This is a genomic window from Citrobacter sp. RHBSTW-01013 (genome assembly GCF_013781985.1).
GTDB lineage: Bacteria > Pseudomonadota > Gammaproteobacteria > Enterobacterales > Enterobacteriaceae > Citrobacter > Citrobacter braakii.
The window spans coordinates 4,397,409-4,421,898 of sequence record NZ_CP056185.1 but is presented as its reverse complement, the minus strand read 5'-3'; the positions used below and the strand labels follow the sequence as shown (position 1 = coordinate 4,421,898).

The following is a 24,490-nucleotide window of genomic DNA, read 5'->3' as shown; positions in this document are numbered from 1 at the left end:
GTAACGATTACAGGTAACAATCAGCACATCGCACCTCGGGAAGAATTGGTTGAATGGATAATAGCCACCCAAAGTGTAATGCGGATTGGATATTAATTAAACGAGTTTATCCGCTTTATTTGCAGAAAATCGTCACGCTTATCAGAAAGTGACGCTCTGCAGAAACCGCAGCGCGATCGCACTGCCGAAGATGATCAATACGCCGCCGGCGATACGCTCGATCCACAATATCCTTCTGGTTAACCGTCGCTGGATCTGCGGTAAGCCGATGAACATCACGATCAGCAGATCCCAGAACAACACCACGCTGGTCATCCAGATCCCGCTCATGGTTTGTTGCAGCAGCGTCACCGACGGGCCGAGCAGGGCGGTCATCAGCGCCAGATAGAACAGCGCATTTTTTGGGTTGAGCAGCGATGAACCTAATCCCAGCAGCAGCTGTTTACCAAATCCTGGACAGGTAGACTGGGCGTCTGCTCCGGTCAGGGTTTGCGGGCGGCTGCGTATAAGCAGGCTGCCAATCCATAATAAATAGAGCGCGCCCAGCAGCTCAATAACCGTAAACAGCAGGGGAAGCTGGCGCAGAATCCCCCAACCAATAATCGCCAGCAGAATATACAGCCCGTTGCCAATGGCGATCCCCACGCACAGTCCGGCGCTGCCGCGCATCCGGTAACGTACGGCGTAACCGACCAGTAAAAAGAAGTCCGGCCCTGGGCTGAGTAGTGCAACAAAATGCGCCAGCGCCAGCGCGGGAAAAGCAGACGGAAAAAGTTCAGCAAGCGGCGACATAGCGACCTCAGAAAATGAATCAGAGATCAGCGTACGCCTGACGCAACGCTAATTATTGTCTGATATTGATCGTCCCAATGCGTACTGGCGCGGTGTGGCTGCTGTGTAGCGAACAAAGGTGCGATGGAAATGGCTCTGGTCGGCAAACCCGCTCTGGTAGCCGACATCGACAATCTCGTCCCCGGCCCGTAGCCGCTGACGGGCATAGTCAATCCGCATGATGTTCAGATAATTTCCCGGCGTCAGCCCGGTATCCTGCTTAAAGGTCCGAATCAGCGTCTCTTTACGCATGTGACACTCATCTGCCAGCTCATCCAGCGAGGGTGGGGAGAGCAGACTGGACTGCAACCGCTTGCGCAGATACTGGCTGGTGACGCTTAGGTTTTCAGGTGTTACCGACTGCAATGGCAGCGAGCGCAGCAATGCTTGTGCAGCATCAGTTATCTGCGTCGTTTGCCGTTGCGGCATGAGCGCCACAAGGTGCATGTAGCACTGGAATAATTGCGGATCGCGGATAACAGGAGTGCGCGTGCAAAGCCGTTGATTGCTGTTCAGCGCAGGCAGATGGGCAAGACACCACCGGGTATCAAGATAAAGCATGTGATAGCTGCGAAATTGCCCGTTGACGGGATTACAGCTGTGAGGTGTCAGTGGTGGGATCACAATGAGATCGCCCACCTTCAGATGGTATTCCTTGTCATCGCACAGGCAGCAGGTTCCTCCCTCGAGAATTGCCCCAATCGAGAGCTGAGAGTGGTGATGGCGCTTATAGGCCTGCTGGCTGCGCCAGGTGCTGCGCAGCTCCAGCCACGGCAGTTGCTCATCACGCCAGAACGATTGTGGAATATCTCGGGTATGCGTCACATCGTGTCCTCCATGAAAGTGATGACTTGTTATAGCACAGGCCCTGCGGTGAAAAAGCGGGAATGTGCATTGAGGTCGTGATTCTGCGTGATGCGTTCCAGACAAATGCAGACGTTACAAAGGGGCGTTTTTATCCCGGAAATCGTCTCGCAAAGAGAGAAAGTTACAGGTGAGGGTGTGGTTTACCAGCGCTACAGTCACGGCATCTTATTTCCAGGTGATGGATCGCCATGAACAAAGCACCGACTTCCACCCCGCATGATGCGGTCTTTAAAACGTTTTTGCGCCACCCTGAGACAGCTCGGGATTTTCTACAAATACATCTTCCCGCTTCGCTGCGCGAACTTATGGGGCTGGTCGAGAAAATTGTTTCCCTGCTACTTACCGGACTGACTAATGACAGCCAGATAAAGACGCTGTTTAATTATATTTTACGAACTGGCGATGCACCTCGATTCAGTGAGTTTATTCGTGAGGTTGCCGAACGTTCACCGCAGCATAAGGAGCACTTGATGACGATCGCCGACAGATTGCATGAGGCAGGGCTACAAAAAGGCAGGCTGGAAGGGTTACAGGAAGGACGACAAGAAGGGCTTATAGAAGGGCGACGTGATGAGGCGCTCCGTATTGCCCACACCATGCTGGCAGACGGTATTGATATCTGCACGGTACAAAAAATTACCCGGCTTTCCGCAGAAGATATTCAGGGTTTAAGTCATTAGATATGACTTAAATCGCATAATCGCCTGCCCGGAACCACCGGGCGGTCCGGTTTACTCTATCGCCATCTTTACCGCCTCGCCGAGCTTTTGCATCACTTCCTGATGCTTCTCGTTTGGCGGTAACGCGCAGTTGATGCGTACGCAGTTGCGATACTTTCCGGATGCGGAGAACAGCGATCCCGGTGCGACCTGGATTTTCAGGCGACAGAGCTGCTTAGCGACGCAGACCATATCGACCTGGAGCGGCAGCTCGACCCACAGCATAAAGCCGCCTTTCGGTCGGGTGACGCAGATCCCACAGGGAAAATATTCCCGTACCCAGCAGGTGTAGATCTCCATATTACGCTGATAAATCTGGCGCATACGCCGGATATGCCGATGGTAATGACCTTCGCGCACAAAGGAGGCTGCTGCCAGCTGCGTAGCGGGAACGTTAGTACCAATGACGGCGTACTTCATGTGTAGCAGTTTGTTGTAATAGCGACCGGGAACCACCCAACCCACGCGCAGTCCTGGGGCTACGGATTTGGTAAACGAACTGCAGAGTATTACCCGGCCGTCACTGTCCCAGGAGTGGATCGTACGCGGGCGCGGATACTCTGTGGCCAGTTCGCCATACACATCATCTTCAAAAATGACGATGTCGTGACGCTGGGCGAGGGCGAGCACCGCCCGCTTACGCGCATCCGGCATAATGAACCCGAGAGGGTTGTTGCAGTTGGGAACCAGCAGCACGCCTTTGATCGGCCACTGATCCAGCGCCAGCTCCAGCGCTTCAATGCTGATCCCGGTATCCGGATCGGTTGGGATCTCAATCACCTTGATCCCCAGGCCGCGCAGTAGCTGCATTGTGCCGTAGTAGGTGGGGGATTCAACGGCGACAATGTCCCCTGGCTGACAAACCGCCAGCAGCGCCAGCGACATTCCGCTCTGGCTCCCGTTGGTTATCACAATATCATCGGCGTTGAGGACTGAACCGCTGTCCAGCATCAGACGGGCGATCTGCTGGCGCAGATCCTGGCTGCCGGGAAGCTTGTCGTACCCCAGCACCGCCTTCAGATTATGCTGCACTACGCGGCTGAGCTCGCGCCAGAGCGGTTTCAGGCTCGGTTGACTGACATCTGGCGCGCCGCTGCTGAAGGGGATCACAGATTTATCGCTATGCCCTTTTAGCATATCCAGCACCAGATCCCACTGCGTTATCTCGACCGGACGCTGCACCGGGCGTGACATCGGCGGTACGGGCGGCAGCGCTTTTTGCGGCGCGACAAAATAACCGGAACGCGGCTGCGGGGTGATCAGCTGTCGCTGTTCCAGCATCTGATACGCCTGCTGGACGGTGCTGATACTGACCCCGTGCTCCTGACTCAGGTTACGTACCGAGGGCAGTTTTTCGCCATGGCGATACAACCCCTGCTCAATGCGTTCGGCCAGCAGATTGGCCAGATGTTGATAACGCGTCATGCTGTATCCCTCATGGGTACCATACAGATTAAAAAACCAGTACAGATTGGCGTGAAAAAAGCGATGCAGAACTCTTTTTAACCAATCTGTATGTTAAATAAAAGTACTTTGTGAGTCTGTATTGCTTAGGGCCAAATCCGTGAAGATAAAACCTCAGACAAGGCGGGGAGGCAAGGTATGGAATTTCATGAGAATAAAGCAAAGCAGCCATTTATTGGGTTTGTTCTGATCTGGCGGGCATATAAGGGGTGGCGGTTACGGGCGCAAACGCGGCGCGTATTGCAACAGATGAGTAATGAGCGGCTGCGGGACGTCGGGCTGCGACGCGATCAGGTGGAGTGATTTTCTTCCATCGACAGAAGCTGGGGGGTTATCGCCCCAGCCTCTTTTATATTCACAATATTTATCAATTCATGCTTCTGGATAGTCTGTTTCTTGATACTTACCCTGATAAGAATTATTTTCTTCTCAGCGATGAGGGGAAAGTAAGATGACGGAAGATGAACTGTTTGCCCGCCGTCCGATGGGGATGCGCATGGCTATGGTGGTACGTCAGTGGCGGGCCATTATTGATGCTGCCATCACTGATACTGGCCTGACGCAGTCAAGCTGGACGGTACTGATGCAACTGTATCAACTGGGAGACAACGTCTCGGTCAGTGAACTGGCACAAATGCAGGGCATTGAACTGCCGCCGCTGATGCGCACCCTTTCGCAGCTGGAAAAGCAGGGCTATCTGCTGCGTTCCACATCGCCTTATGACAAACGCATCCGTCTGCTAACGCTGACCGCGCAAGGCCGCTCAAGGCTTGAAGAACTTAACCGGGTGATTGAGACATATCAACATCGCGTCACCTGCACCATTCCTGAAGCGGAGCTTGCCTCATTCAGCGCGACCTTAAATCAACTCGCCTGCAATTTGCGGAGAATCCGCGAAGAAGACAATCAACACTAAAAACTATGATGACCCCAGAACAAAAATTTGCCCGTTGGGTAAGGGTGAGTATTGCCGCTTTCCTGGTAATATTCGCCTGGTTTATCGTTGCCGATATCTGGATCCCGCTGACGCCGGACTCCACGGTGATGCGCGTGGTAACGCCCGTTTCCTCACGCGTATCCGGTTACGTCTCGCAGGTGCATGTACACAATAATAGCCTGGTGAAGAAGGGCGATTTGCTGTACGAACTGGATCCGACGCCGTTTATCAATAAGGTCGAGGCTGCGCAAATCGCCCTTGAGCAGGCGAAGTTGAGCAATCAACAGTTGGATGCGCAGATAGCCTCCGCGCGCGCCAACCTGCGTACCGCGCAATTCAGCGCCCGTAACGATAAGACCACCTTTGACCGCTATCAGCGCCTGGCCACCATGCAGAACGTGTCGCAATCCGATCTTGACAAGGTGCGTACCGCCTGGCAAACCAGCGAGCAGTCGGTGGCGGCGCTGAATGCCAGCATTCAGAACCTGCTGATCCAGCGCGGCGAGCGCGATGACAAGCGTAACGTGACGCTGCAAAAATACCGTAATGCGCTGGAAGAGGCACAGCTGAACGTCAGCTGGAGCAAAGTGTATGCACAGACCGACGGTACGGTGAGTAACCTTCAGCTTAGTCCCGGACTTTACGCTACCGCGGCCACACCGCTGCTGGCGCTGGTCAGCCATCAGACCGATATCGTGGCCGACTTTCGCGAGAAAAGCCTGTGCCACACTCGGGTAGATACCGATGCCGCCGTGGTGTTCGACGCCTTGCCGGGCAAAGTTTTCTCTGCCCGCGTCACCAGCAGCGATGCCGGTATTCTGGCGGGTCAGGAACAGGTTAACGGTCTGCTGTCGCAACCGGAACAGTCCACCCGCTGGGTGCGCGATGCCCAGCGTATGCGCATTCACGTAGCACTGAATGAACCGCTCGACACGCCGTTACCGACCGGGGCGCGCGCCACGGTGCAGCTGTATAACAGCGAGGGGATGTTCGCCCGTACCTTTGCCGGGGCGCAGATCCACCTCGTCAGCTGGCTGCATTATGTCTATTAACACTCTGGCCCACGTCTTTACGCCGCACGGGAACATTGTCTACACCGCCAATGATTTTCGCCAGACCTTGCGTATCTCCGTTGCCGGGACGATAGCACTGAGTATCTCGACCTTCTACAACGTACAGTACGGCGTATTTTTTGTGGTTTATCCGCTGATGCTGCTGTCGCTGGTGCCGGTGTTCAACCGCCATGTGGCAAAACAGTTCGTGTTCAGCGCGGCGGTGAACTGTGTCGAAATGGTGCTAATCGTCGGCTATCTCTCACAGTGGCCGCTGATTATGACGCTGGTGGTGTTTGGCCTGTATGTGATGCGTTTTCGCTTGATGAGCAAAGGACCGCTGTTTCTGCTTGGTTCGATGGGCGTGGTGTGCCAGAGCACGATGCTCAACTTTATGAGCTATCCCACCACCAACTGGCACACGTTGATGTTCTCCAATATGGAAGCCTGCATCATGGCGGTGGCGCTGAGTGCGCTGCTGCATTATCTGATCCCGGACGTGGAACCCCGCCAGCTACCGCCGCGCATCGAGAAAGATGCCACCCGGGTGCGCCACGAGTCGCTGCTTTCCGGTACGGTGGCGACGATGATTTTTGTTATCTTCCAGATCTGTGATTTGAGCGATTCGCTGTCGGCACTGATGGCGGGCATTTTGATCCTGTTTCCTATGCACTATCGCGGCGCGGTGTTGAGCTCGCTCTGGCGCGTGGTCGGCGTGGTGCTGGCCTGCCTGTATATTCTGTTGGTGCAACTGCTTATCTATGATTTCAGCAACCATATGCTGCTGATGATGCCGCTGATCGGCCTCGGGCTGGCGTTCAGCGCCCGCCTGCACGTAATGGAAAAAGTCGGCGCGGGGGTGGGTTTTGCCAGTATCACCACCATCGGGATTATGTTCGGCCAGAACCTGCATCCGGACAGCGATCTGGTGTTCAGCGATTTATACCGCATCACCTCTGTTACCGTCGCGCTGGTGGCAACGCTAACGATGGTATTTCTGGTACACCGGGTTTTGAACTGCTTTACCGCGACGCGGTTTGTGATTACCGAGTGAGTGGGGAGTGAATGCCGGATGGCGGCTGCGCCTTATCCGGCCTATGAGACGCAGAATTTGTAGACCCGGTAAGCGTCGTGCCACCGGGTGTTTTCAGATTGCCTGCTGCTTCCCCGTTATCTAATTATTCAGAATACGAGTTATTTGTTCGAGAAATAAAGATGTATGAATTATAAATATTTTGAATTTTAATAATTGTGACTTTATGAACATATTTAATTTTACAATTAAATATGATAAGCATAATTATTATATTTTAAAGGATGTAAATCATATGACATGGGAATATAAAGTATCGACAGGTATACTGAGCCATAACGGTAAATTAATTGCTTATTGCTACAGTGGTGCTGGTGAATCAAAGGATAAACCGAACTGTGAACACATACGTAACAAGGGCCCCATTCCACGAGGCGTTTATTTTATTGCTGGATGGAATAATCATAAAAGTCCCTCCGCTATTATCCTCGAACCTATTGCAGGGACAAATACTTTTGGCAGAGATCATTTCGAAATTCATGGTGATAAAAAAGGGCAGCCACCGGGAACGGCATCTGCAGGATGTATCATTATGAATGGACAAGATAAGCGCCAAACCATTTACGATTCGGGTGACACAATTTTGGTGGTAAGATAATGAAATTTATTTTTATCTCCTTTCTATTTATTCTTTCGGGTGCTCCCTGTGCTGCAGTGCATACTGCAGCACAGCTTCTGCAGATGATAAATGAAAAAGGAGCAAATACCGTTGTACACGAACTTTATGATGACAGTGAGTCAGAATGGTGGAACCATATTATTCCTGAAATTAGCAAAGGTAATAATGACTGGTTAACGGTAGCAAGTGCTCTTGAATTCGGAGTGGATGCCAGTACGGCGGAAGATTTACAGGGGGCGGTCTCTGAAGCCATTCCACATAACCCAGTCGGTGTTCTGGCTATCCTCAACGATAACAGACCATTGCTGAATATTGAGCAGATATGCGCATTTACCTCTTACCCTGAGTCAGAAGAAGAAATGAATAAGCTATTTGTTAATTCCATCAGGGAAATGTATAAGGTCAAAACGACAGAAGGGAAGCGGTGTATTGCGGTTATGATCAATAGTGTTGAGAATTCTATTCCATTTAACAAGGATTTATAAATGGCTATCCCCGGGTATATGTCATTAATCGATGATGCTGGAAATATTATCAAAGGTAGTGTAATGGTAAAAGACCGTGAAAATCAGATCGAGATTTTAGGTCTGTATCATAATGTGAGCTACAACTCTGATTTGCATAATGGGAGGGTGTTGAATAAACGCCAACATCGTCCATTTTTAATTGAAAAGGAAATTGATGCTTCTAGTGTGCTTTTGTACAAATCATTAAGTACCGGAGAAACATTAAGGAAAGCTGTTATTGACCTCTATCGAATAAATTATGCTGGTCAGGAAGAGGTCTATTTTACGATAACCCTGGAAAATGTGAAAGTCGTTACGCTTTTTTCACTGATGCACGATGTTAAAGATCCTTATTACGAAAAACAGACCCATCTTGAACTTGCTCAGCTCCGTTACAAGAAGATTACCTGGCACTATCATGATGGGAATATAGTCCACTATGATGATTGGGATTATCGCTTAGGGTCTTGAGTAAACGGCTCCGGATAAAATGATGTTACCCAGAGCTGTAATGCAATCAATACACGGCGCTTATACTCATGAGCGCCGTCTGGTATCCGGGCGGTTATTTCTGCCTGACAGGCTTCGCCGAAATCACGTCGACAAACTCCTGCACCTGCTGTTGCTTACGCGCGGACAGCTTGCACACCCGACGCAGCGACTGCAGTAACGCCGGTTCTTCCGGTTCCGGCAGCTTGGCCGTCAGCACAATGCAGCCGGGCATCACTCTGACATCGAATTTGCAGCCGGTGGCGAAACCGGCTGCCTCCAGCCACTGGCCTTTCATAATAATTGCCGGAACATGCGTGTAATCCGGATAACGACTCGCATAAGTCACTATTGATAAGAAATATAAATCGGGCCGGATAAGCATCCGGCAATAATCAAAACCTTAAGCAGGCAATGCGAAATGCCCCGTCGCCATATCAAACATCAGGCGGGCAAAGCCCTTAGCGCACTGCGGGTTCGATAAATACTGCAGCATAAATTCTTGTCGCGCTTCGTCACTGTCCATCACCGCGTCGTCTACCGCCTTGAAAAAACCGCCTAATATTGCCTGCTCGGGACTGTTATTCCTGATTTGTTTCATCACCGTTTCATTCTCAGTGATTTTATTAAACACGGTCATTGCGCTGCTGAGCATATCTTTATCCGTCAGATGGTCGGTGATAAACAGTTCATTCATTCGCGATAAAATATGCGACAGAAATTCCTCTTTCTTGTCTTTTGGTTTTGCCGTACCCACGTCGTTACTGGGATCAAGTGTATATTTCGCATCATCTTCTTGTAGTTTCAGATGTTGTTCGTGGATCTTTGATAAGCGATAGTGGCTCATCTCCACGTTACTGAGATCAATCTCGTCCTCTTCCAGATGTTGCTCATGCAACAGCGGGCGCAGATGGCGGGCAAACAGGCTTAGTTTCTCCAGATCTTTGTCATCGTACTCGACGATCTGCGACATAAACTCGTAGAAGCGAACAAAACTGCCAAGATCTTTCTTGAAAATCTCCAGACGATCTTTTTCCTGCTTGCAGGCGTTAAAGCTATTTTCCGCATTGGTAATTAATACCGTATCGCTTGTTTTTTTGGTGCGCTCAAACATCCCTTTTGCCATCAGGTAAGCATCGATTGCCAGGGCGTAGCGCTTTTTCCAGCGTTCGACCGCCGGTTTGCAAATATTGCTGATTGCCGCGTTGGATTTATTTTTGCTGAAGAATGCTATGCAGAATTGCTCCACTTCATTCCACTGGAAAATCTGCGTGGCACGCAGTTTTTCAAACAAATCGAACACCTGCTGCGGATCGCTGACGTCGGTCAGTTCCGCCGTCTGGTAATAAGGCTGGAACGCGCAGAGGATCTCGTCCGGCTCGTTATAAAAATCGAGCACGAAGGTGCCTGACTCCGCTTTGCCCGGATAGGTGCGGTTCAGGCGTGACAGCGTCTGTACACACTCAACGCCGCCGAGGGCTTTATCGACATACATGGCGCACAGCTTAGGCTGGTCAAAACCGGTCTGAAACTTATTGGCAACCAGCATGACCTGATAATCGTCGCTGTCGAAGGCTTTGCGCATGTCCCGGCCTTTCAGACCAGGGTTCATATTCATCTCGGTAAATTTCTGATTTAACAGCGCGAGGCTATTCTGGTCGCCTTCCTGGAATTCCACCTCCCCGGAAAATGCCACCATCGCGCTGATTTTCGGGTAATTATTCTCGCTAATGTATTTATCAAAGGCTAGCTTGTAGCGAACGGCGGCTTTACGCGAGCTGGTGACTACCATCGCTTTCGCCTGACCGCCAAGCAGGTGCATAACGTGTTTGCGAAAGTGCTCGACGATCACTTTCACCTTCTGCGAGACGTTGTAATCGTGCAGCGTGACCCACTGGCTCAGCCTGACCTTGGCCCGATTGCTGTCGACTTCGCGGTCTTTATCTTCCAGCTTTTGCAGTAGCTGATACGCCACTTTGTAGTTGGTATAGTTTTTCAGCACGTCCAGGATAAAGCCTTCTTCGATCGCCTGGCGCATGGAGTAGACGTGGAAGGCAGCCGGTTTATTGGTTTTTGAAGCAGGTTGTTCCGGATGCGGGCGGCGGCCAAACAGTTCGAGGGTTTTGGCCTTCGGCGTGGCGGTAAAGGCGTAGTAGTTCAGATTACTGCTGCCCTGACGCGCGGCGATGGTGACATCCAGAATATCTTCTGGCGACAGCACCACGTCGTCATCCATCTCTTCGGTCATCAGCACTTCTTTTAGCTGACGGGCGGTGGTACCGCTCTGTGAGGAGTGCGCTTCATCGGCGATCACCGCGTATTTACGCTGTTTCAGGCTGACGCTGTTTTCGATGGTTTTCAGGACGAACGGGAAGGTCTGGATGGTGACGATAATAATCGGCTGCGAGTTTTCCAGCGCGCTGGCCAGCTTTTCCGATTTAGAACCATCGCCTTCTTTATTATTGATGCGTCCGACCACGCCGTCAGCGTGTTCGAACTGCCAGATGGTGTCCTGAAGCTGGTCGTCCAGTACCGTGCGGTCCGTCACTACGATCACGGAGTGGAACTGTTTTTCTCCGTTCACGTCGTACAGACGGGAAAGCTGATGGGCGGTCCAGGCAATGGAATTCGATTTACCGGAACCGGCGCTATGCTGTATCAGGTATTTGTAGCCGGTTCCTTCCAGCGTTGCGGCTTCCAGCAGCTTGTTGACCACGTCCCACTGGTGATAGCGCGGGAAAATCAGGCTCTCTTTCTTCGATTTCAGCCCGTTCCAGTCCTCTTTTTCTTCAATCTGCAAATGCACGAAGCTGGCAAGGATTTTTAATAAGTTTTCCGGCAGCAGGACTTCATTCCACAGGTAGTCCGTGGCATAGCGGGTGGTATCTTCGGGAATATTGTTGCCCGCACCGCCCTCTTTGGTGCCTTTGTTAAAGGGCAGGAAGAAGGTGCTGTCCCCCGCGAGCCGGGTGGTCATAAAGACGTCGTACTGGCTGACCGCGAAATGGACCAGCGCCCCGCGCTTAAAGGTCAGCAGCGGTTCGGGTTTGTTGGTGGCCGGATCTTTCGCCAGACGGGTCTTTTTGTACTGCACAATCGCGCTTTGCACCGTCTGTTTAAATTCGGATTTCAGCTCCAGCGTGGCGACCGGCAGGCCGTTGATAAACAGCACCAGATCGATGCGCCACTTTTTGGCTTTCAGGCCGGTTTCCGCAAAGGCGCAGTTGGAGGCATAGGGGCTGTACACCAGCTCCGGTACGATGCGGCAGATATTCTGCCGATAACGTGCCAGGGTTTCCGGGTTAAGATTATGTTCCGGTTTAAACTGGCACAGGGAAAAGCGGGCGTTGCGGATTTTCAGACCGTGGCGTAATACGCCCAGCGTGCCCCAGCTGCGCGACTGGATATCCGTAGCGTTACTGTCGGCTTTTTTAAGCTGCGTAACCAGTGCGTCGAGGAAATGGCGCCCGGTATCGTTGGGATAGACGCGGGCGAATTTCTCCCATTCCTGCGGCTGGGTGGTTTGCACGAATTGTAATGTGTCCTGTACGTACAGCGCCCGTTCGCGATCGTAGCCGTCACCTTTGCCGATAATCCAGCCTTTTGCCACCATCTGCGCGATGATATCGTTTTGCAGATTGACCTCTTTGGCGATGTCGTTGCTCATGCAAAGGCCTCCGCGGGTGATTCTGCTTTGGCTTGTTCGCCCGGCGCAACCCAGTTGCGCACGTCGATTTTTCCGGTGACGGCGGCGGAGATCAGAGCGGTACGGCGTTCCTGGAGGAGTTGAATAATTTGTTGCTGTTTCTCGATAAGGTTATCGATTTTTGTGGTTTCGTGATCGAGAAATTTAGCAATATTTTTCTGTTCATCATCGGTTGGTAGCCAAATAGAAAGGCCACGTAAAATAGCTTGCGTAATACTGAATACCTTAACGCCTTTAACCGCGTGTCTGACTTGAGTGCGTAATTCCTTGCAATCTAAAAGATAGGCATAAAATCTCCAGTTCTTTCTATTAAATGGTTTAGCGATAATCGTGTGATAACCAGCAAAAACAATATCATCAGTGATTAATTGAGAAAAATTCCCCGAACCATCAATATCCTCTGATGTGTCGGCAAAGATAATATCTCCTTTCGAAAGCAATGAACCAGAATTATCTTTCAGGTATTTTTCATCGACACATTTCAATGAATGAAGTTTAGGGGATACTTCAAAACCATACTTCGAATGAACTTCGCCATAGCTAATGCAAGGAATCCCCTCGTCCTGGAGATTTTCTTTGGTAATTGTTAATCCTTTACCGAAGTTAAACATGTATCGAAGCTTGCTAATTCTCCAGTAGGAAGGCATTTCTCCCACCCACTCAACACCAGAATCTTTCATCGGTACATCAGGATTTAGCCCTTTGGTCACCGCATTGCTAATTACTGCCTGACGTTTTTCTTTTAGCAGTTCAATAAGCTGTTGTTGTTTCTCGATAAGGTTATCGATTTTTGTGGTTTCGTGATCCAGAAATGCTGCTATTAAAATCTGATCTTTTATAGATGGGGATGAGATTTTTAATGATGCAACTTTTTCTTGATTTATATTTGGTTGACCGCCTCCAGAGGATAGGTTAATAATTTCCATTCTAAATGTTTGTAACCAGTAATATAAATATTTGTTGTTTATTACATTTGATTTTGTCATTGCACAACATGCTTGGTTAGTTGTTGCATCTACACCAAGAATACCTAATCTTCCTATTGTTGCCCCATACATCGCAATTATAATAGAACCGACAGGGTGAACTTTTAGGGCTGGAAACGATTGCAGGGTTTGTAATGATATATTTTTCGATGTGTTATAAATTACCGTTTCCCGAAGTTCTCCCGTAGTTACCCAAAGTATATTACCTTGAAACCAAGACTCATTGTTTGACGTTGGAGTAGTTCCAGAACCGATGACCTCATATGCATGTGATAATTTCCACATATCCCATGATAAAGGAATTTCCCCCAACCACTCAACCCCAGAATCCTTATACTGCGGATACGCCTTATATTTAGCCATCAGGAATGTACCTCCCGCAGCAGTTGCATAATCTCAGCGCTGACCGCATCCAGATCCGCATCAATCTCCTCCAGCGGGCGCGGCGGCTGATAAATATAAAAATGACGGTTAAACGGAATTTCATAACCGATAATCCCGATATCGCCGTCTTTCGCATCACGCTTATCGGCGTTGATCCACGCATCCGCCACGTGCGGCAGGACTTCCGCTTTGAAGTAGCTCTCGATTAGCTCGCTGGTGGAAATAGTCGGATTCAGCGGCACATTCTCGTTATCGCGCAGGTCGCCATCCTGCTCAAACTCAACAACTTTCCCTTGGTACTCAAACGCGCCGTACAGCGGCTGAGCGGCCTCTTTCAGCACCTTTTTCACCACCGGTTCGGCATTCGGATTTTTGCGGGTGATGGCGTCGATAAGCTGCTTGCTCTCTTTGGCATCGAGCTTCACGCCTGCAGTGTTGAGCGCGCCCTTCAGCGTCAGCTGGAACTGGTTAAAGTCGTTGCTGATGACCTCTTTTCCCCCCGCCTGAGCGCCTACCGCTGCCTGAATACGCCGCGCTTTTTCCATTAACTCTCGCTGGAATTGCCACAGTTTGCTGTCGAACAGGTCTTTGATTTGCTTCTCTTTCAGCTCGGCAAACTCGGCTTTGATAATGGCGCGGGCTTCGGTTGCCAGTGTGGTGAAATCGCCATAATTCTCATCCCGCCACTGCGAGGCAAATACTTCGTACAGGCGTTCCATCGGCGCGTTAAACGGCTTCGGCGCGAAGCGCAAAGTAGCAATGGCCTCATCGGTAACCTGTGCCGACAGGCGTAGCGGGCGCTCAATGGTTAACCGGCGGTAACCAAAATCGGTGTTGTTGAAGATTTTGCTGGCGAAAGTTTTTGGCGCTTCGCTTTTCGCGGTAGCAGACTGGCGACCGCGGCTGGATTTTTGCTCTGGTGCTTTTTCCAGACCCAATACGTCCAGCGTGGTCGCACTAACTGACTCAATATCCCCGAAGGTGCGGGTAATCAGCCGGATATCCTCATCGCCCATTTGATGACGCTTCGACCCCAGCGATTTGCGCATCTTGCCGCACAGGTTGCTGCCGTCAATCAACTGAACCTTGCCCTTACGTTCTGCGATCTTTTTGTTGGATAAAATCCATATATAGGTGGCGATGCCGGTGTTGTAGAACATGTCCGTTGGCAGGGCGATAATCCCTTCCAGCAGGTCGGCTTCAAGGATGTAGCGTCGGATCTCGCTCTCACCGCTGCCTGCGCCGCCGGTAAACAGCGGCGAGCCGTTGAGGATAATGCCGATGCGTCCACCGCCGTTTTGCACATCGCGCATTTTGCCGATCAGGTGCAGCAGGAACAGCAGTGAACCGTCGGAAACGCGCGGCAGGCCGGGGCCGAAACGACCGCTAAAGCCTTTCTGTAGATGCTCGTCGTTGATCTCCCCTTCAATCTTTTTCCAGTCCACGCCGAACGGCGGATTAGAAAGCATGTAATCAAACCGATCGGCCGGAAGCTGATCGTTAGAGAGGGTGTTGCCGAGCTTAATGCGGCTGACATCCTGACCTTTGATCAGCATATCGGCTTTACAGATGGCGTAAGACTCCGGGTTTAACTCCTGTCCGAAGGCACGCATGACCGCATTCGGGTTCAGTTCGTGCAAGTATTCCATACCCGATGAGAGAAACCCGCCAGTACCGGCGGTCGGGTCGTAAATCGTGCGGATAATACCGTCTTTGGTTAACGCATCATCGTCTTCCATAAACACCAGTGAGGTGGTCAGGCGCACGATATCGCGGGGGGTAAAGTGTTCTCCCGCTGTCTCATTTGAGCTTTCAGCAAAGCGACGGATCAACTCTTCAAACACAAAGCCCATTTCATGGTTGGAAATCGCTTCAGGGCTCAGATCGGTGGCCGCGAATTTTTGTACCACTTTATACAGTAGATTCGCGTCTTCCAGTTGCCCGACAAACTCGCTGAACTTGAAGTGATCGAAGATCTCGCGGGCATCCGTGGAGAACGATTGAACATATTTCTCCAGGTTGGCCTTGATACCGTTTTGCCCCATTTTGCTGAGGTCCATCGGTGAGGTGTTGAAGAATGTCAGATTGTCCGCCGCTCGCAGGATCATTTTCTCTTGTGCTTCTTCCGGCAGGTTCATTGACTGGATTTTTTCGACCTGAGCCAGCACGGATGGTTTGCTGCTTTCGAGTACGCACTCCAGGCGGCGCAGAAGAGTGAAAGGGAGAATGATGCGGCCATATTGTGACTGTTTGAAATCGCCGCGCAGCAGGTCTGCTACCGACCAGAGAAAGGCGGCCGTCTGGGAAAAACTTCCTGATGTCATAAATACAATCCTGGCCTCTGCTGTGAGGCTTTTTTTTCAATGGTTAGATAGTCTCCTTTTTACCAGAAATTCGTAAGTTGATCATTTATAAAGGGTTTTTATAATTTTCGGTGATTTTTGGGCATCAATGATCATCCTAATGAATGTTTTATGAGGGGGGAGAAAAAATAGCGTTCTCCGTCGGTAAGAGTGCGACAAACGGTTGGGAATATATGCCGGATGGCGGCTGCACCTTGTCCGGCCTGTGGGCATAGGTTTTGAGACATGGTGGGGAATTGTAGGCCCGAAAGCTGTGCGCCATCGGGCAATCCAGAATGAGGGTTACTTCTTCAAGCCCGCAAACGCCGCTCTGATCTCGTCTTCCGGCAGGTTAATGCCGATAAACACCAGCAGGCTGTGCGGTTGTTCGTCGCCCCACGGGCGATCCCAGTCGGCACTGTACAGACGCTGAACGCCCTGGAACAGCAGGCGGTTTGGCTCGCCTTCAATCCACAGCATGCCTTTGTAGCGCAGCAGCTTCTCGGCGGATTCCAGCAGCAGATTTTCCATTACCCGCGACACGTCACTGATGTTTACCGGGTAATCCAGCTCGACGACGATCGAGGAGATATCATTTTGCTTGTCGGCGATAAAGTGGAAGCGTGGTTTGGCGCTGACCACGTTCTCCTCGAGCATGAAACCGTTGGTATCGAACAGCAGGGAGAGGTCGATATCACCATGCGTGACGGTATACACCGGGGCGCGGGCGTTGATGCGCGCCAGGCGCTCACGCAGTTTCTCGCTTTCACCCGCCACGTCGGTTTTGGTCAGTAGAATGCGGTCAGCGTAGCCCACCTGCGACTGGGCGATGGTGAACTGGTTCATCTGATCGTCGGCATGTACCGCGTCAACCAGCGCAATCACACCGTCCAACAGGTAGCGTTCGCAAATCACTTCATGGGAGAAAAAGGTCTGGATAATCGGGCCGGGGTCAGCCATGCCGGTGCACTCGATCACCAAACGGTCGAAATGGATGGCGCCTTTATCGAGGTTGTCGAGCAGATCTAACAGTGCGTCTTCCAGCTCACTGGAGCGGGTACAGCAAATGCAGCCGTTGGTCAGGGTTTTGATCTGCGTGGCGCGGTCGCCAATCAGCTGATCGTCCACCGAGACTTCGCCGAATTCGTTTTCGATAACGGCAATCTTATAGCCGTGCTGCTCGTTGAGAATATGGCGCAACAGGGTGGTTTTACCCGCGCCAAGAAAACCGGTGAGTAGGGTAACTGCAATCGGGGTCATTCATTTCTCCTTCTAACAGCAACTGCTTCCGCCGCTACCGTAGCGGGCTTCCTGGCGCTCGCGGAAGAATTCTTCGTAGGTCATGTACGGCTTATCGGGATGGTTGGTCTTCATGTGCTCGACGTAGTTGTCGTAGTCCGGAATGCCAATCAGCATCTTTGCCGCCTGACCGAGGTATTTTTTTGCCTGACCTAAAGTACCAAACATAAACAATCCTGATAAGCGAAAAGCCCCGCCGAAGCGGGGCTGAATACGGTTAGTGATGTGAAGAGGTCTTCACGCCGCCTTCCGGCACCGGTACATACGGCGTCTCTTTATCAGAGCGACCGTTGATGGCGCGGGCTTTCTGCCAGGTACGGAACCCGTAGAAAATGATGCTGTACACCACCACCAGGAACAGAATACTCAGGCCTGCGTTGGTGTAGTTGTTGACAACGATGTGGTTCATGTTGGCAATCTGCTGAGCGGTCAGTTCGCCGCCGTTAGCAATCTTCTCTTTGTACTGATTCGCCATGAAGAAGAAGCCTTCCATCTGCGGGTTGGTGCTGAACAGTTTCAGACCCAGCGCCCAGGTGGTGCAGATAAGCAGCCATACAGCCGGAACAACGGTAACCCAGATGTATTTGGTGCGCTGCATTTTAACCAGTACCACGGTGCCCAGAACCAGTGCCACGGCAGCCAGCATCTGGTTAGAGATACCGAACAGCGGCCACAGGCTCTTAACGCCGCCCAGCGGGTCAACAACACCTTGATACAGCAGGTAACCCCACAGGCCTACGCAGCCCGCAGTACCGATGATGCCCGCAACCAGAGAGTCGGTTTTCTTCAGGAACGGAACGAAGTTACCCAGTAAATCCTGCAGCATAAAGCGGCCAGAACGGGTACCGGCATCCAGCGCGGTCAGGATGAACAGTGCTTCAAACAGAATACCGAAGTGGTACCAGAAGCCCATATCAGCCATCGGTAGCACTTTGTGGAACACGTGAGCGATACCAACGGCCAGCGTCGGCGCGCCACCTGCGCGGTTCAGAACGGACGGTTCACCGATGTCTTTCGCGGTCTGCAGGATCTGCTCAGGCGAAATGACGAAGCCCCAGGAGCTGACGGTCGCCGCCGCATGTGCGGTTACGTCTTTCAACTGCGCCATAATCAGCGGGGCGTTCTCGCCGCTCATTTCATGCAGGTTCGGCATGGTGATGCCAAGGCCTGCTGGCGGGGTGTTCATTGCGAAGTACAGACCCGGTTCGATGATGGACGCGGCAACCAGCGCCATAATCGCCACGAAGGATTCCATCAGCATGGCGCCGTAACCGATAAAGCGCGCGTCGGTTTCACAGGCCAGCAGCTTCGGTGTGGTACCAGAAGCGATCAGCGCGTGGAAGCCAGATACCGCACCACACGCGATGGTGATGAACAGGAACGGGAACAGAGCGCCTTTCCACAGCGGACCAGTACCATCAACGTACTGAGTCATCGCCGGCATTTTCAGTTCCGGGTTGAGGATAACAATCCCCACCGCCAGACCGACGATAACGCCGATTTTCAGGAAGGTAGCCAGATAGTCGCGCGGCGCGAGGATCAGCCATACCGGCAGCAGCGCAGAGATAAACGCGTAGCCGATCAGGGTAAAGGTAATGGTGGTGTCTTTAAAGGTCAGCGCCGGGCCCCAGTACGGGTCGTGAGCAATCACGCCGCCGAAGTAGATAGACGCAACCAGCAGCACAATACCAATCACCGACACTTCGCCCACACGACCCGGTCGCAGGAATCGCATGTAGATCCCCATGAATAGCGCGATAGGTACGGTTGAGCAGACGGTGAACACCCCCCACGGGCTTTCAGCCAGCGCTTTCACCACGATCAGCGCCAGTACCGCAAGGATGATGATCATGATTAAGAAGCAGCCGAACAGCGCAATGGTTCCCGGGATCGGGCCCATCTCTTCTTTGATCATCTCACCCAGCGATGCGCCGTTACGGCGTGAAGAGATAAACAGCACCATGAAGTCCTGCACCGCACCGGCCAGCACGACACCCGCCAGCAGCCACAGCGTACCGGGCAGATAGCCCATCTGCGCGGCCAGTACCGGCCCAACCAGCGGACCTGCACCTGCGATAGCGGCAAAGTGGTGGCCAAACAATACGTTACGGTTGGTTGGAACGTAGTTCAGACCGTCATTGTTGATGACCGCCGGCGTGGCACGCGTCGGGTCAAGTTTCATCACCTTTTGGGCGATGTACAGACTGTAGTAACGATAGGCCACCAGATAAACAGAAACTGAGGCGACCACGATCCACAGGGCACTGATGTGCTCACCCCGACGTAATGCCACTACCGAGAGGCAGAATGCACCGATGATTCCGAGAATCACCCAGGGTATGTGCTTGAATATCTTTTTCGTATCCATAGTAAAACCTGGTATCTAATTAATAATTGGCCGAAGCCGCGTGGGTTTGATCTTGTGTTTGAGGAGGTAAATTGACTGCTATGTTGGGGGGATCTTGCCAGAGAAATACGCGCGTAAAGTAAGGTAAATAAGTGAGCGGTTGTATGTCAGCTTAAGCGGTCCCAAGTGTCAGTGAGCGGTAAGCAATGGGGGGGAGTGGGGGAATTTATGTGATTGAGATCACGGCATTATAGCGTTTGCCCATCTACATGCCGTGTTTTCTAACTGACGAAACAGCTCACTGAGGTACTTAGATTACGATATAACAGTAAGGCGTTTGTTCGATGTCTTTAAGCAACACATGTTTCTTACGTGATTTAGTCAGGTAATATTTTTCATCCAGATAATAGTCAATCAGTTCATCGAGGCGCTCTTTGTCTATGCGGGGCGTTACTCCTAACGTCCAGAAGCTACGTAGCTCTAATTCCGAACGTTTGATTTTTGCGCTTTTAACCAAATCCGCAATCATATTTCTGACGCAGCTTGTCGGATCCTGGTTCTGCTTGAGCTCAAGCGCAATGTAGCTGTCCTGCGTCCAGCCTTTTTTCCGCAATAAGAAATCTGCACGCACAGACAAACGCTGTGGATTTTTCCGCAGATCGCAAGCGAGGGTCTGTTCACGCCACCATTCATGACCCGTCGAAGCCAACAGATTGGCAAATTCTATCTGCATCCACACTTCCCAACCGGAGATGTTGTACTGATCGATGATATTGAGCTTTTGACGAACATCTTCACGTTCAAAAAAGTGGTGTGCGAGAGTGGATAGGTGATCAAAATCGCGATTCAACATAGAAGCATCCTTTCCTTAAAAAACGGGAATCCTACACCTAAGGTGCAACGGAACGACAAATTTTTTGCGTAATTTGTCATAGGGAACGAGATTTAATGTGAAAACGATAATTCTGTGGCAATTGCTGACACCATAAAGTTTTCTCTTTCCAGGCCGAAAACCAGAGTATCTGTCTAGCGGAAAGAGAAAACATGTTAAAACGAATGAAGATTGTTACCAGCTTACTGCTGGTATTGGCGCTATTTGGCCTTTTACAGCTCGCCTCCGGCGGCTTGTTTTTTAACTCACTTAAGAATGACAAAGAGAACTTTACCGTTCTGCAAACCATTCGCCAGCAACAGTCTGCGCTGAACGCCACCTGGGTTGAGCTGCTGCAAACGCGTAATACCCTGAACCGGGCGGGTATTCGCTACATGATGGATCAGAACAATATCGGCAGCGGTGCGACCGTTGCTGAGCTGATGCAGGTAGCCAGCACGGCGCTGAAACTGACGGAAAAAAACTGGGCGATTTACGAGTCGCTCCCGCGCGATCCGCGTCAAAGCGAAGCCGCGTTCCAGGAGATCAACCGCACCTATGACATCTATCACGGCGCGCTGGCGGAGCTGATCCAGTTACTGGGTGACGGGAAGATCAATGCGTTCTTTGATCAACCCACGCAGAGCTATCAGGATGGTTTTGAGAAGACATACATCAACTACATGCAGCAGAACGATCACCTGTATGACATTGCGGTAGCAGATAACAACAGCTCTTACAGCCAGGCGATGTGGGTACTGGTCTGCGTGCTGATTACCGTACTGGCGGCAATTATTGCGGTCTGGTTCGGCATCAAACTGACTCTTATCTCCCCAATGAACCGTCTGATCGACAGCATTCGTCATATCGCCAGCGGCGACCTGGTGAAGCGTATTGAGGTGGAAGGTTCCAACGAGATTGGCCAACTGGCGGAAAGTCTGCGTCATATGCAGGGTGAGCTGATGAACACCGTGGGTGATGTGCGTAACGGTGCCAACGCGATTTACAGCGGGGCCAGCGAGATTGCGATGGGCAACAACGATCTCTCCTCGCGTACCGAGCAGCAGGCTGCATCTCTGGAAGAAACCGCAGCCAGCATGGAACAGCTGACGGCGACCGTAAAGCAGAACGCCGAAAACGCGCGTCAGGCCAGCCATCTGGCCCTGAGCGCTTCTGAAACCGCGCAGAAAGGCGGCAAAGTGGTGGATAACGTGGTGCAAACCATGCGCGACATCGCTTCCAGTTCGCAGAAAATCGCCGACATTATCAGCGTCATCGACGGCATTGCCTTCCAGACCAACATTCTGGCGCTCAACGCCGCGGTAGAAGCCGCGCGTGCGGGCGAGCAGGGCCGTGGTTTTGCGGTGGTTGCGGGTGAAGTTCGTAACCTGGCCCAGCGTAGTGCGCAGGCCGCGCGCGAGATCAAGAGCCTGATTGAAGACTCGGTCAGCCGTGTGGATGTGGGTTCAACGCTGGTAGAAAGCGCTGGTGAAACCATGGATGAGATCGTCAATGCGGTAACCCGCGTGACCGATATCATGGGTGAAATCGCCTCTGCTTCTGATGAACAGAGCCGCGGTATCGACCAGGTTGGTCTGGCCGTTGCTGAGATGGATCGTGTGACACAGCAGAACGCCTCGCTGGTGGAAGAATCCGCCGCCGCCGCTGCGGCGCTGGAAGAGCAGGCCAGCCGTCTGACCCAGGCCGTTGCCGTGTTCCGTATTCAGCATGACCAACAGCGCGCGCGTGACGTTGCTGCTGCTAAACCAGTTTCAACGGTCCAGCCGCGTAAAGCTGCGGTAACGGATGCCGGGGATAACTGGGAAACGTTCTAAGTTGGTAATGCCCGATAAGGCGTAGCCGCCCGTGGGCAATTAACGCAGCATCAGGCGCATGGCGCAGCGTAGTTCGTACGTCTGCCCGTGCGCCGCTTCGTCTTCTCTTTTCTGGCGCAGCAGTGCAGGAAGCGTCTCGTCAGCCAGCATTTCAAACCCCAATCGTGAGTACAATGGCGCATTCCACGGCACATCGCGAAAGGTGGTCAGCGTGAGCGATGTATAACCTTTCTCGCGCGCCTGTTCGGCAACATAGCCAATCAATCTGCGACCAATACCTTTTCCCTGCCACTCCAGATGCAGTGAAAGTTCAGCAATAAACAGCGATGACCCCAGCGTTTCGGCAACTAAAAAACCGACCGGATGCTCGTCGACCTGCGCCAGCCAGCTCATGCCAGCAGCGACAAATGCCCGATGCTGGTCAGCCGATATAGTCTGGTCGTCAGCAATCCACGCCAGTTCGGGGATGAGTAAAAAACGTTGCCCCGCAGATCGTTCGATGGCGGGAAGAGCGGCAGTTTCTGCCAGAGTGGTGGAGCGTAAGGTGATGTTCATTTGTCGAGCATAACATGCCCGATAAGCGCGGTGCTATCGGGCATCATGAGGATTAATCTTTACGCGGATCGCTGATGGGTTGGCGCACCAGGAAGATGTAGGCGAGGGCTCCCACCATGGTGACGCAGCCACAAATGATTAGCGCCAGACGGAAAGAGTTGGTGGTATCAACAATAAATCCGGTGACGATTGGTGCAAACGACGCGCAGATAAAGCTGGCAAAGTTCTGGATACTGCCCACGGAGGCGGTCATGCGTGAGGCGACGGCTACGTGGATCAGGCCCCAGCACGAGGTGCCGGCGAAGTGGATACAGAACAGCGCCATACCGATCAGTAAGACGGCGGCCATCGACGTTGTGGCCTGCGGTACGATGAAAGTGAAGGCCGCAGAACAGAACATCCCGGCGATAATACAAATCTTACGGCTCTTAATCGGTGCCATACCGCCTTTCACCAGCCAGTCGGTGACAAAACCGTTAATTAACATGCCGGCTGCGCCAAACAAGAATGGGATCGCCGCCATTAATCCGGTGCTTTTTAAATCCAGGTTGTAGGAGGTTTGCAGGTAGCCTGGCAGCCACGCCAGATATAACCACGCGGTGTAGTTGATGCCGCTAAAGCCCAGCATCATGCCCCACATAGTGCGGTTGCGGAACAGGCTGCGCCATTCGGCAAAGCTCAGCGGATCGCGGCGGGCATTGACGCTACCGGCGTTCAGATACGCTTGTTCAGTAGCGCTCAGCGCAATCTGCTCGCGGTTGCGATACAACATGTACCAGCCGATGGCGAGGAAAATACCCAGCACGCCGATGGTAATAAACATCCAACGCCAGCCCATCACCAGCATCATGGCAGCCAGAATCGGCGGGCTAATGGCAACACCGATGGTGGAAGCGGCGTTGAATAACCCCATTGGGCGACCGCGCTCTTTGATGTTAAACCAGTCGTTGATGACCTTTACGCCGCACGGGTTCATGGGCGCTTCGCCGATCCCCATCCCGATACGCACGAGAACAAACTGAGTGAAGCTGTGAACCATGCCAGACATCGCCTGAAACAGCGACCAGAAGAACATCCCCAGCCCCAGCATAATGCGCGGACCTTTGCGATCCAGCAGCGGGCCGCAGGGCAGCTGTGCAATACCGTAAGCGAGAGAAAACACTGACAGCAGTACGCCGATTTGCGTGGCGCTCAGCCCCAGTTCTTCACGAATCGTTAAGTTGGCGACCGACAGTGAACTGCGGTCGAGATAATTAATCACCGCAGCAAAAAATAATAAAATCATTGCTGTGGTCTGAATACGTTTTATTCGGCTACTGCGTTGCACCATGCCCTCAGGCGGAACGTTAATATCCGCAGATGACGACGTGCCAAACGAAGAACTCGGGTCGAGGGTAATATTATTTTTTTCCACGCCGGACTCCTGAACCTCAATAATTTATTTTCACACAGCCGGGCTGTGCAGTATTGAAAAAATACCAGTGATGAATCAATTTGCTCATCACCGCTCACAAAAGTTTTTAATGCAGTCGACTTAGCGTGAGCATAGGCAAGCGGTATTTTTCCGGCGTTTTTATTTTTATAAAAT

21 protein-coding genes and 1 pseudogene are annotated in these 24,490 nt (G+C 51.9%); 9 read left to right on the top strand and 13 right to left on the bottom strand.

What is annotated here, in order from left to right; genetic code table 11:
- Positions 1-141 precede the first annotated feature (141 nt).
- Positions 142-792 carry a LysE family translocator gene (locus HV350_RS21205; RefSeq protein WP_181629271.1) on the bottom strand — a complete coding sequence of 217 codons (651 nt, stop codon included), beginning with the start codon at positions 790-792 and terminating at the stop codon, positions 142-144.
- Between the two features lie 48 nt (positions 793-840).
- On the bottom strand, positions 841-1,656 hold the full coding sequence (locus HV350_RS21200; RefSeq protein WP_181629269.1) for an AraC family transcriptional regulator: 816 nt from the start codon (positions 1,654-1,656) through the stop codon (positions 841-843).
- A 230-nt stretch (positions 1,657-1,886) separates the two neighbouring features.
- Between HV350_RS21200 and HV350_RS21195 the strand changes: the two genes are divergently transcribed.
- Positions 1,887-2,378, top strand: coding sequence for an Rpn family recombination-promoting nuclease/putative transposase (locus tag HV350_RS21195; protein WP_181629268.1), 492 nt, complete (start codon positions 1,887-1,889; stop codon positions 2,376-2,378).
- A 51-nt stretch (positions 2,379-2,429) separates the two neighbouring features.
- Here HV350_RS21195 and HV350_RS21190 read toward each other — a convergent pair whose 3' ends face one another.
- Complete coding sequence (locus tag HV350_RS21190) at positions 2,430-3,842, bottom strand: PLP-dependent aminotransferase family protein (RefSeq protein WP_047358390.1); 1,413 nt, start codon at positions 3,840-3,842, stop codon at positions 2,430-2,432.
- A gap of 177 nt (positions 3,843-4,019) precedes the next feature.
- Between HV350_RS21190 and HV350_RS21185 the strand changes: the two genes are divergently transcribed.
- The 7 genes from HV350_RS21185 (at position 4,020) to tssD (ending at position 8,559) form a co-directional block, all read left to right on the top strand.
- The gene (locus tag HV350_RS21185) at positions 4,020-4,184 is read left to right on the top strand and encodes a DUF1127 domain-containing protein (protein WP_080859414.1); all 165 of its coding nucleotides are present in this window, start codon (positions 4,020-4,022) and stop codon (positions 4,182-4,184) included.
- 148 nt (positions 4,185-4,332) lie between these two features.
- Positions 4,333-4,797 (top strand): MarR family transcriptional regulator, encoded by a 465-nt coding sequence (locus tag HV350_RS21180; protein WP_046275088.1) that lies wholly within the window; start codon positions 4,333-4,335, stop codon positions 4,795-4,797.
- A gap of 5 nt (positions 4,798-4,802) precedes the next feature.
- Entirely contained in the window at positions 4,803-5,870 is a 1,068-nt protein-coding gene (locus HV350_RS21175; protein ID WP_046275087.1) for an HlyD family secretion protein, read from the top strand.
- Positions 5,860-6,924, top strand: coding sequence for a DUF2955 domain-containing protein (locus HV350_RS21170; protein WP_046275086.1), 1,065 nt, complete (start codon positions 5,860-5,862; stop codon positions 6,922-6,924). Before HV350_RS21175 ends, HV350_RS21170 begins: the two co-directional genes overlap by 11 nt.
- 274 nt (positions 6,925-7,198) lie before the next feature.
- A complete protein-coding gene (locus tag HV350_RS21165; protein ID WP_046275905.1) occupies positions 7,199-7,561 on the top strand; it encodes a tlde1 domain-containing protein in 363 nt (120 codons plus the stop codon).
- Positions 7,561-8,067 carry a hypothetical protein gene (locus HV350_RS21160; protein ID WP_046275904.1) on the top strand — a complete coding sequence of 169 codons (507 nt, stop codon included), beginning with the start codon at positions 7,561-7,563 and terminating at the stop codon, positions 8,065-8,067. Before HV350_RS21165 ends, HV350_RS21160 begins: the two co-directional genes overlap by 1 nt.
- Positions 8,068-8,559 carry a type VI secretion system tube protein TssD gene (gene tssD, locus HV350_RS21155; RefSeq protein WP_016151575.1) on the top strand — a complete coding sequence of 164 codons (492 nt, stop codon included), beginning with the start codon at positions 8,068-8,070 and terminating at the stop codon, positions 8,557-8,559.
- Between the two features lie 94 nt (positions 8,560-8,653).
- On the opposite strand, the pseudogene symE reads toward tssD, so the two are convergent.
- From symE to HV350_RS21115, 8 genes and pseudogenes are all read right to left on the bottom strand, one after another.
- A pseudogene (symE, locus tag HV350_RS21150) lies at positions 8,654-8,926 on the bottom strand (endoribonuclease SymE); the annotation flags it as partial.
- Between the two features lie 54 nt (positions 8,927-8,980).
- Complete coding sequence (locus HV350_RS21145; RefSeq protein WP_181629266.1) at positions 8,981-12,244, bottom strand: DEAD/DEAH box helicase family protein; 3,264 nt, start codon at positions 12,242-12,244, stop codon at positions 8,981-8,983.
- Positions 12,241-13,632: a restriction endonuclease subunit S gene (locus HV350_RS21140; protein ID WP_181629265.1), complete on the bottom strand. Its 1,392-nt coding sequence runs from the start codon at positions 13,630-13,632 to the stop codon at positions 12,241-12,243. Before HV350_RS21140 ends, HV350_RS21145 begins: the two co-directional genes overlap by 4 nt.
- A complete protein-coding gene (locus tag HV350_RS21135) occupies positions 13,632-15,977 on the bottom strand; it encodes a class I SAM-dependent DNA methyltransferase (RefSeq protein ID WP_181629263.1) in 2,346 nt (781 codons plus the stop codon). The genes HV350_RS21140 and HV350_RS21135 overlap by 1 nt, the downstream gene beginning before the upstream one ends.
- A gap of 321 nt (positions 15,978-16,298) precedes the next feature.
- Positions 16,299-17,255 (bottom strand): GTPase, encoded by a 957-nt coding sequence (gene yjiA / locus HV350_RS21130; RefSeq protein ID WP_049040419.1) that lies wholly within the window; start codon positions 17,253-17,255, stop codon positions 16,299-16,301.
- A 12-nt stretch (positions 17,256-17,267) separates the two neighbouring features.
- A complete protein-coding gene (locus HV350_RS21125) occupies positions 17,268-17,462 on the bottom strand; it encodes a YbdD/YjiX family protein (RefSeq protein ID WP_003830038.1) in 195 nt (64 codons plus the stop codon).
- A gap of 49 nt (positions 17,463-17,511) precedes the next feature.
- Positions 17,512-19,662, bottom strand: coding sequence for a pyruvate/proton symporter BtsT (gene btsT, locus HV350_RS21120; protein WP_003830033.1), 2,151 nt, complete (start codon positions 19,660-19,662; stop codon positions 17,512-17,514).
- 289 nt (positions 19,663-19,951) lie between these two features.
- Positions 19,952-20,494, bottom strand: coding sequence for a hypothetical protein (locus HV350_RS21115; RefSeq protein ID WP_016151578.1), 543 nt, complete (start codon positions 20,492-20,494; stop codon positions 19,952-19,954).
- Positions 20,495-20,685: 191 nt separating this feature from the next.
- Between HV350_RS21115 and tsr the strand changes: the two genes are divergently transcribed.
- Positions 20,686-22,347, top strand: a complete 1,662-nt coding sequence (gene tsr, locus HV350_RS21110; protein WP_153689753.1) for a methyl-accepting chemotaxis protein — start codon at positions 20,686-20,688, stop codon at positions 22,345-22,347.
- 39 nt (positions 22,348-22,386) lie between these two features.
- On the opposite strand, the gene HV350_RS21105 is transcribed toward tsr, so the two are convergent.
- Positions 22,387-22,902, bottom strand: coding sequence for a GNAT family N-acetyltransferase (locus HV350_RS21105; RefSeq protein ID WP_151222972.1), 516 nt, complete (start codon positions 22,900-22,902; stop codon positions 22,387-22,389).
- Positions 22,903-22,954: 52 nt separating this feature from the next.
- Positions 22,955-24,316: an MFS transporter gene (locus tag HV350_RS21100; RefSeq protein WP_016155619.1), complete on the bottom strand. Its 1,362-nt coding sequence runs from the start codon at positions 24,314-24,316 to the stop codon at positions 22,955-22,957.
- Between the last annotated feature and the right edge of the window lie 174 nt (positions 24,317-24,490).

Coding starts and splice junctions, on each gene's coding strand:
- HV350_RS21205 (WP_181629271.1), bottom strand. CDS start 792: ATGTCGCCGCTTGCTGAACTTTTTCCGTCTGCTTTTCCCGCGCTGGCG.
- HV350_RS21195 (WP_181629268.1), top strand. CDS start 1,887: ATGAACAAAGCACCGACTTCCACCCCGCATGATGCGGTCTTTAAAACG.
- HV350_RS21190 (WP_047358390.1), bottom strand. CDS start 3,842: ATGACGCGTTATCAACATCTGGCCAATCTGCTGGCCGAACGCATTGAG.
- HV350_RS21185 (WP_080859414.1), top strand. CDS start 4,020: ATGGAATTTCATGAGAATAAAGCAAAGCAGCCATTTATTGGGTTTGTT.
- HV350_RS21180 (WP_046275088.1), top strand. CDS start 4,333: ATGACGGAAGATGAACTGTTTGCCCGCCGTCCGATGGGGATGCGCATG.
- HV350_RS21175 (WP_046275087.1), top strand. CDS start 4,803: ATGATGACCCCAGAACAAAAATTTGCCCGTTGGGTAAGGGTGAGTATT.
- HV350_RS21170 (WP_046275086.1), top strand. CDS start 5,860: ATGTCTATTAACACTCTGGCCCACGTCTTTACGCCGCACGGGAACATT.
- HV350_RS21165 (WP_046275905.1), top strand. CDS start 7,199: ATGACATGGGAATATAAAGTATCGACAGGTATACTGAGCCATAACGGT.
- HV350_RS21160 (WP_046275904.1), top strand. CDS start 7,561: ATGAAATTTATTTTTATCTCCTTTCTATTTATTCTTTCGGGTGCTCCC.
- tssD (WP_016151575.1), top strand. CDS start 8,068: ATGGCTATCCCCGGGTATATGTCATTAATCGATGATGCTGGAAATATT.
- HV350_RS21145 (WP_181629266.1), bottom strand. CDS start 12,244: ATGAGCAACGACATCGCCAAAGAGGTCAATCTGCAAAACGATATCATC.
- HV350_RS21140 (WP_181629265.1), bottom strand. CDS start 13,632: ATGGCTAAATATAAGGCGTATCCGCAGTATAAGGATTCTGGGGTTGAG.
- HV350_RS21135 (WP_181629263.1), bottom strand. CDS start 15,977: ATGACATCAGGAAGTTTTTCCCAGACGGCCGCCTTTCTCTGGTCGGTA.
- yjiA (WP_049040419.1), bottom strand. CDS start 17,255: ATGACCCCGATTGCAGTTACCCTACTCACCGGTTTTCTTGGCGCGGGT.
- HV350_RS21125 (WP_003830038.1), bottom strand. CDS start 17,462: ATGTTTGGTACTTTAGGTCAGGCAAAAAAATACCTCGGTCAGGCGGCA.
- btsT (WP_003830033.1), bottom strand. CDS start 19,662: ATGGATACGAAAAAGATATTCAAGCACATACCCTGGGTGATTCTCGGA.
- HV350_RS21115 (WP_016151578.1), bottom strand. CDS start 20,494: ATGTTGAATCGCGATTTTGATCACCTATCCACTCTCGCACACCACTTT.
- tsr (WP_153689753.1), top strand. CDS start 20,686: ATGTTAAAACGAATGAAGATTGTTACCAGCTTACTGCTGGTATTGGCG.
- HV350_RS21105 (WP_151222972.1), bottom strand. CDS start 22,902: ATGAACATCACCTTACGCTCCACCACTCTGGCAGAAACTGCCGCTCTT.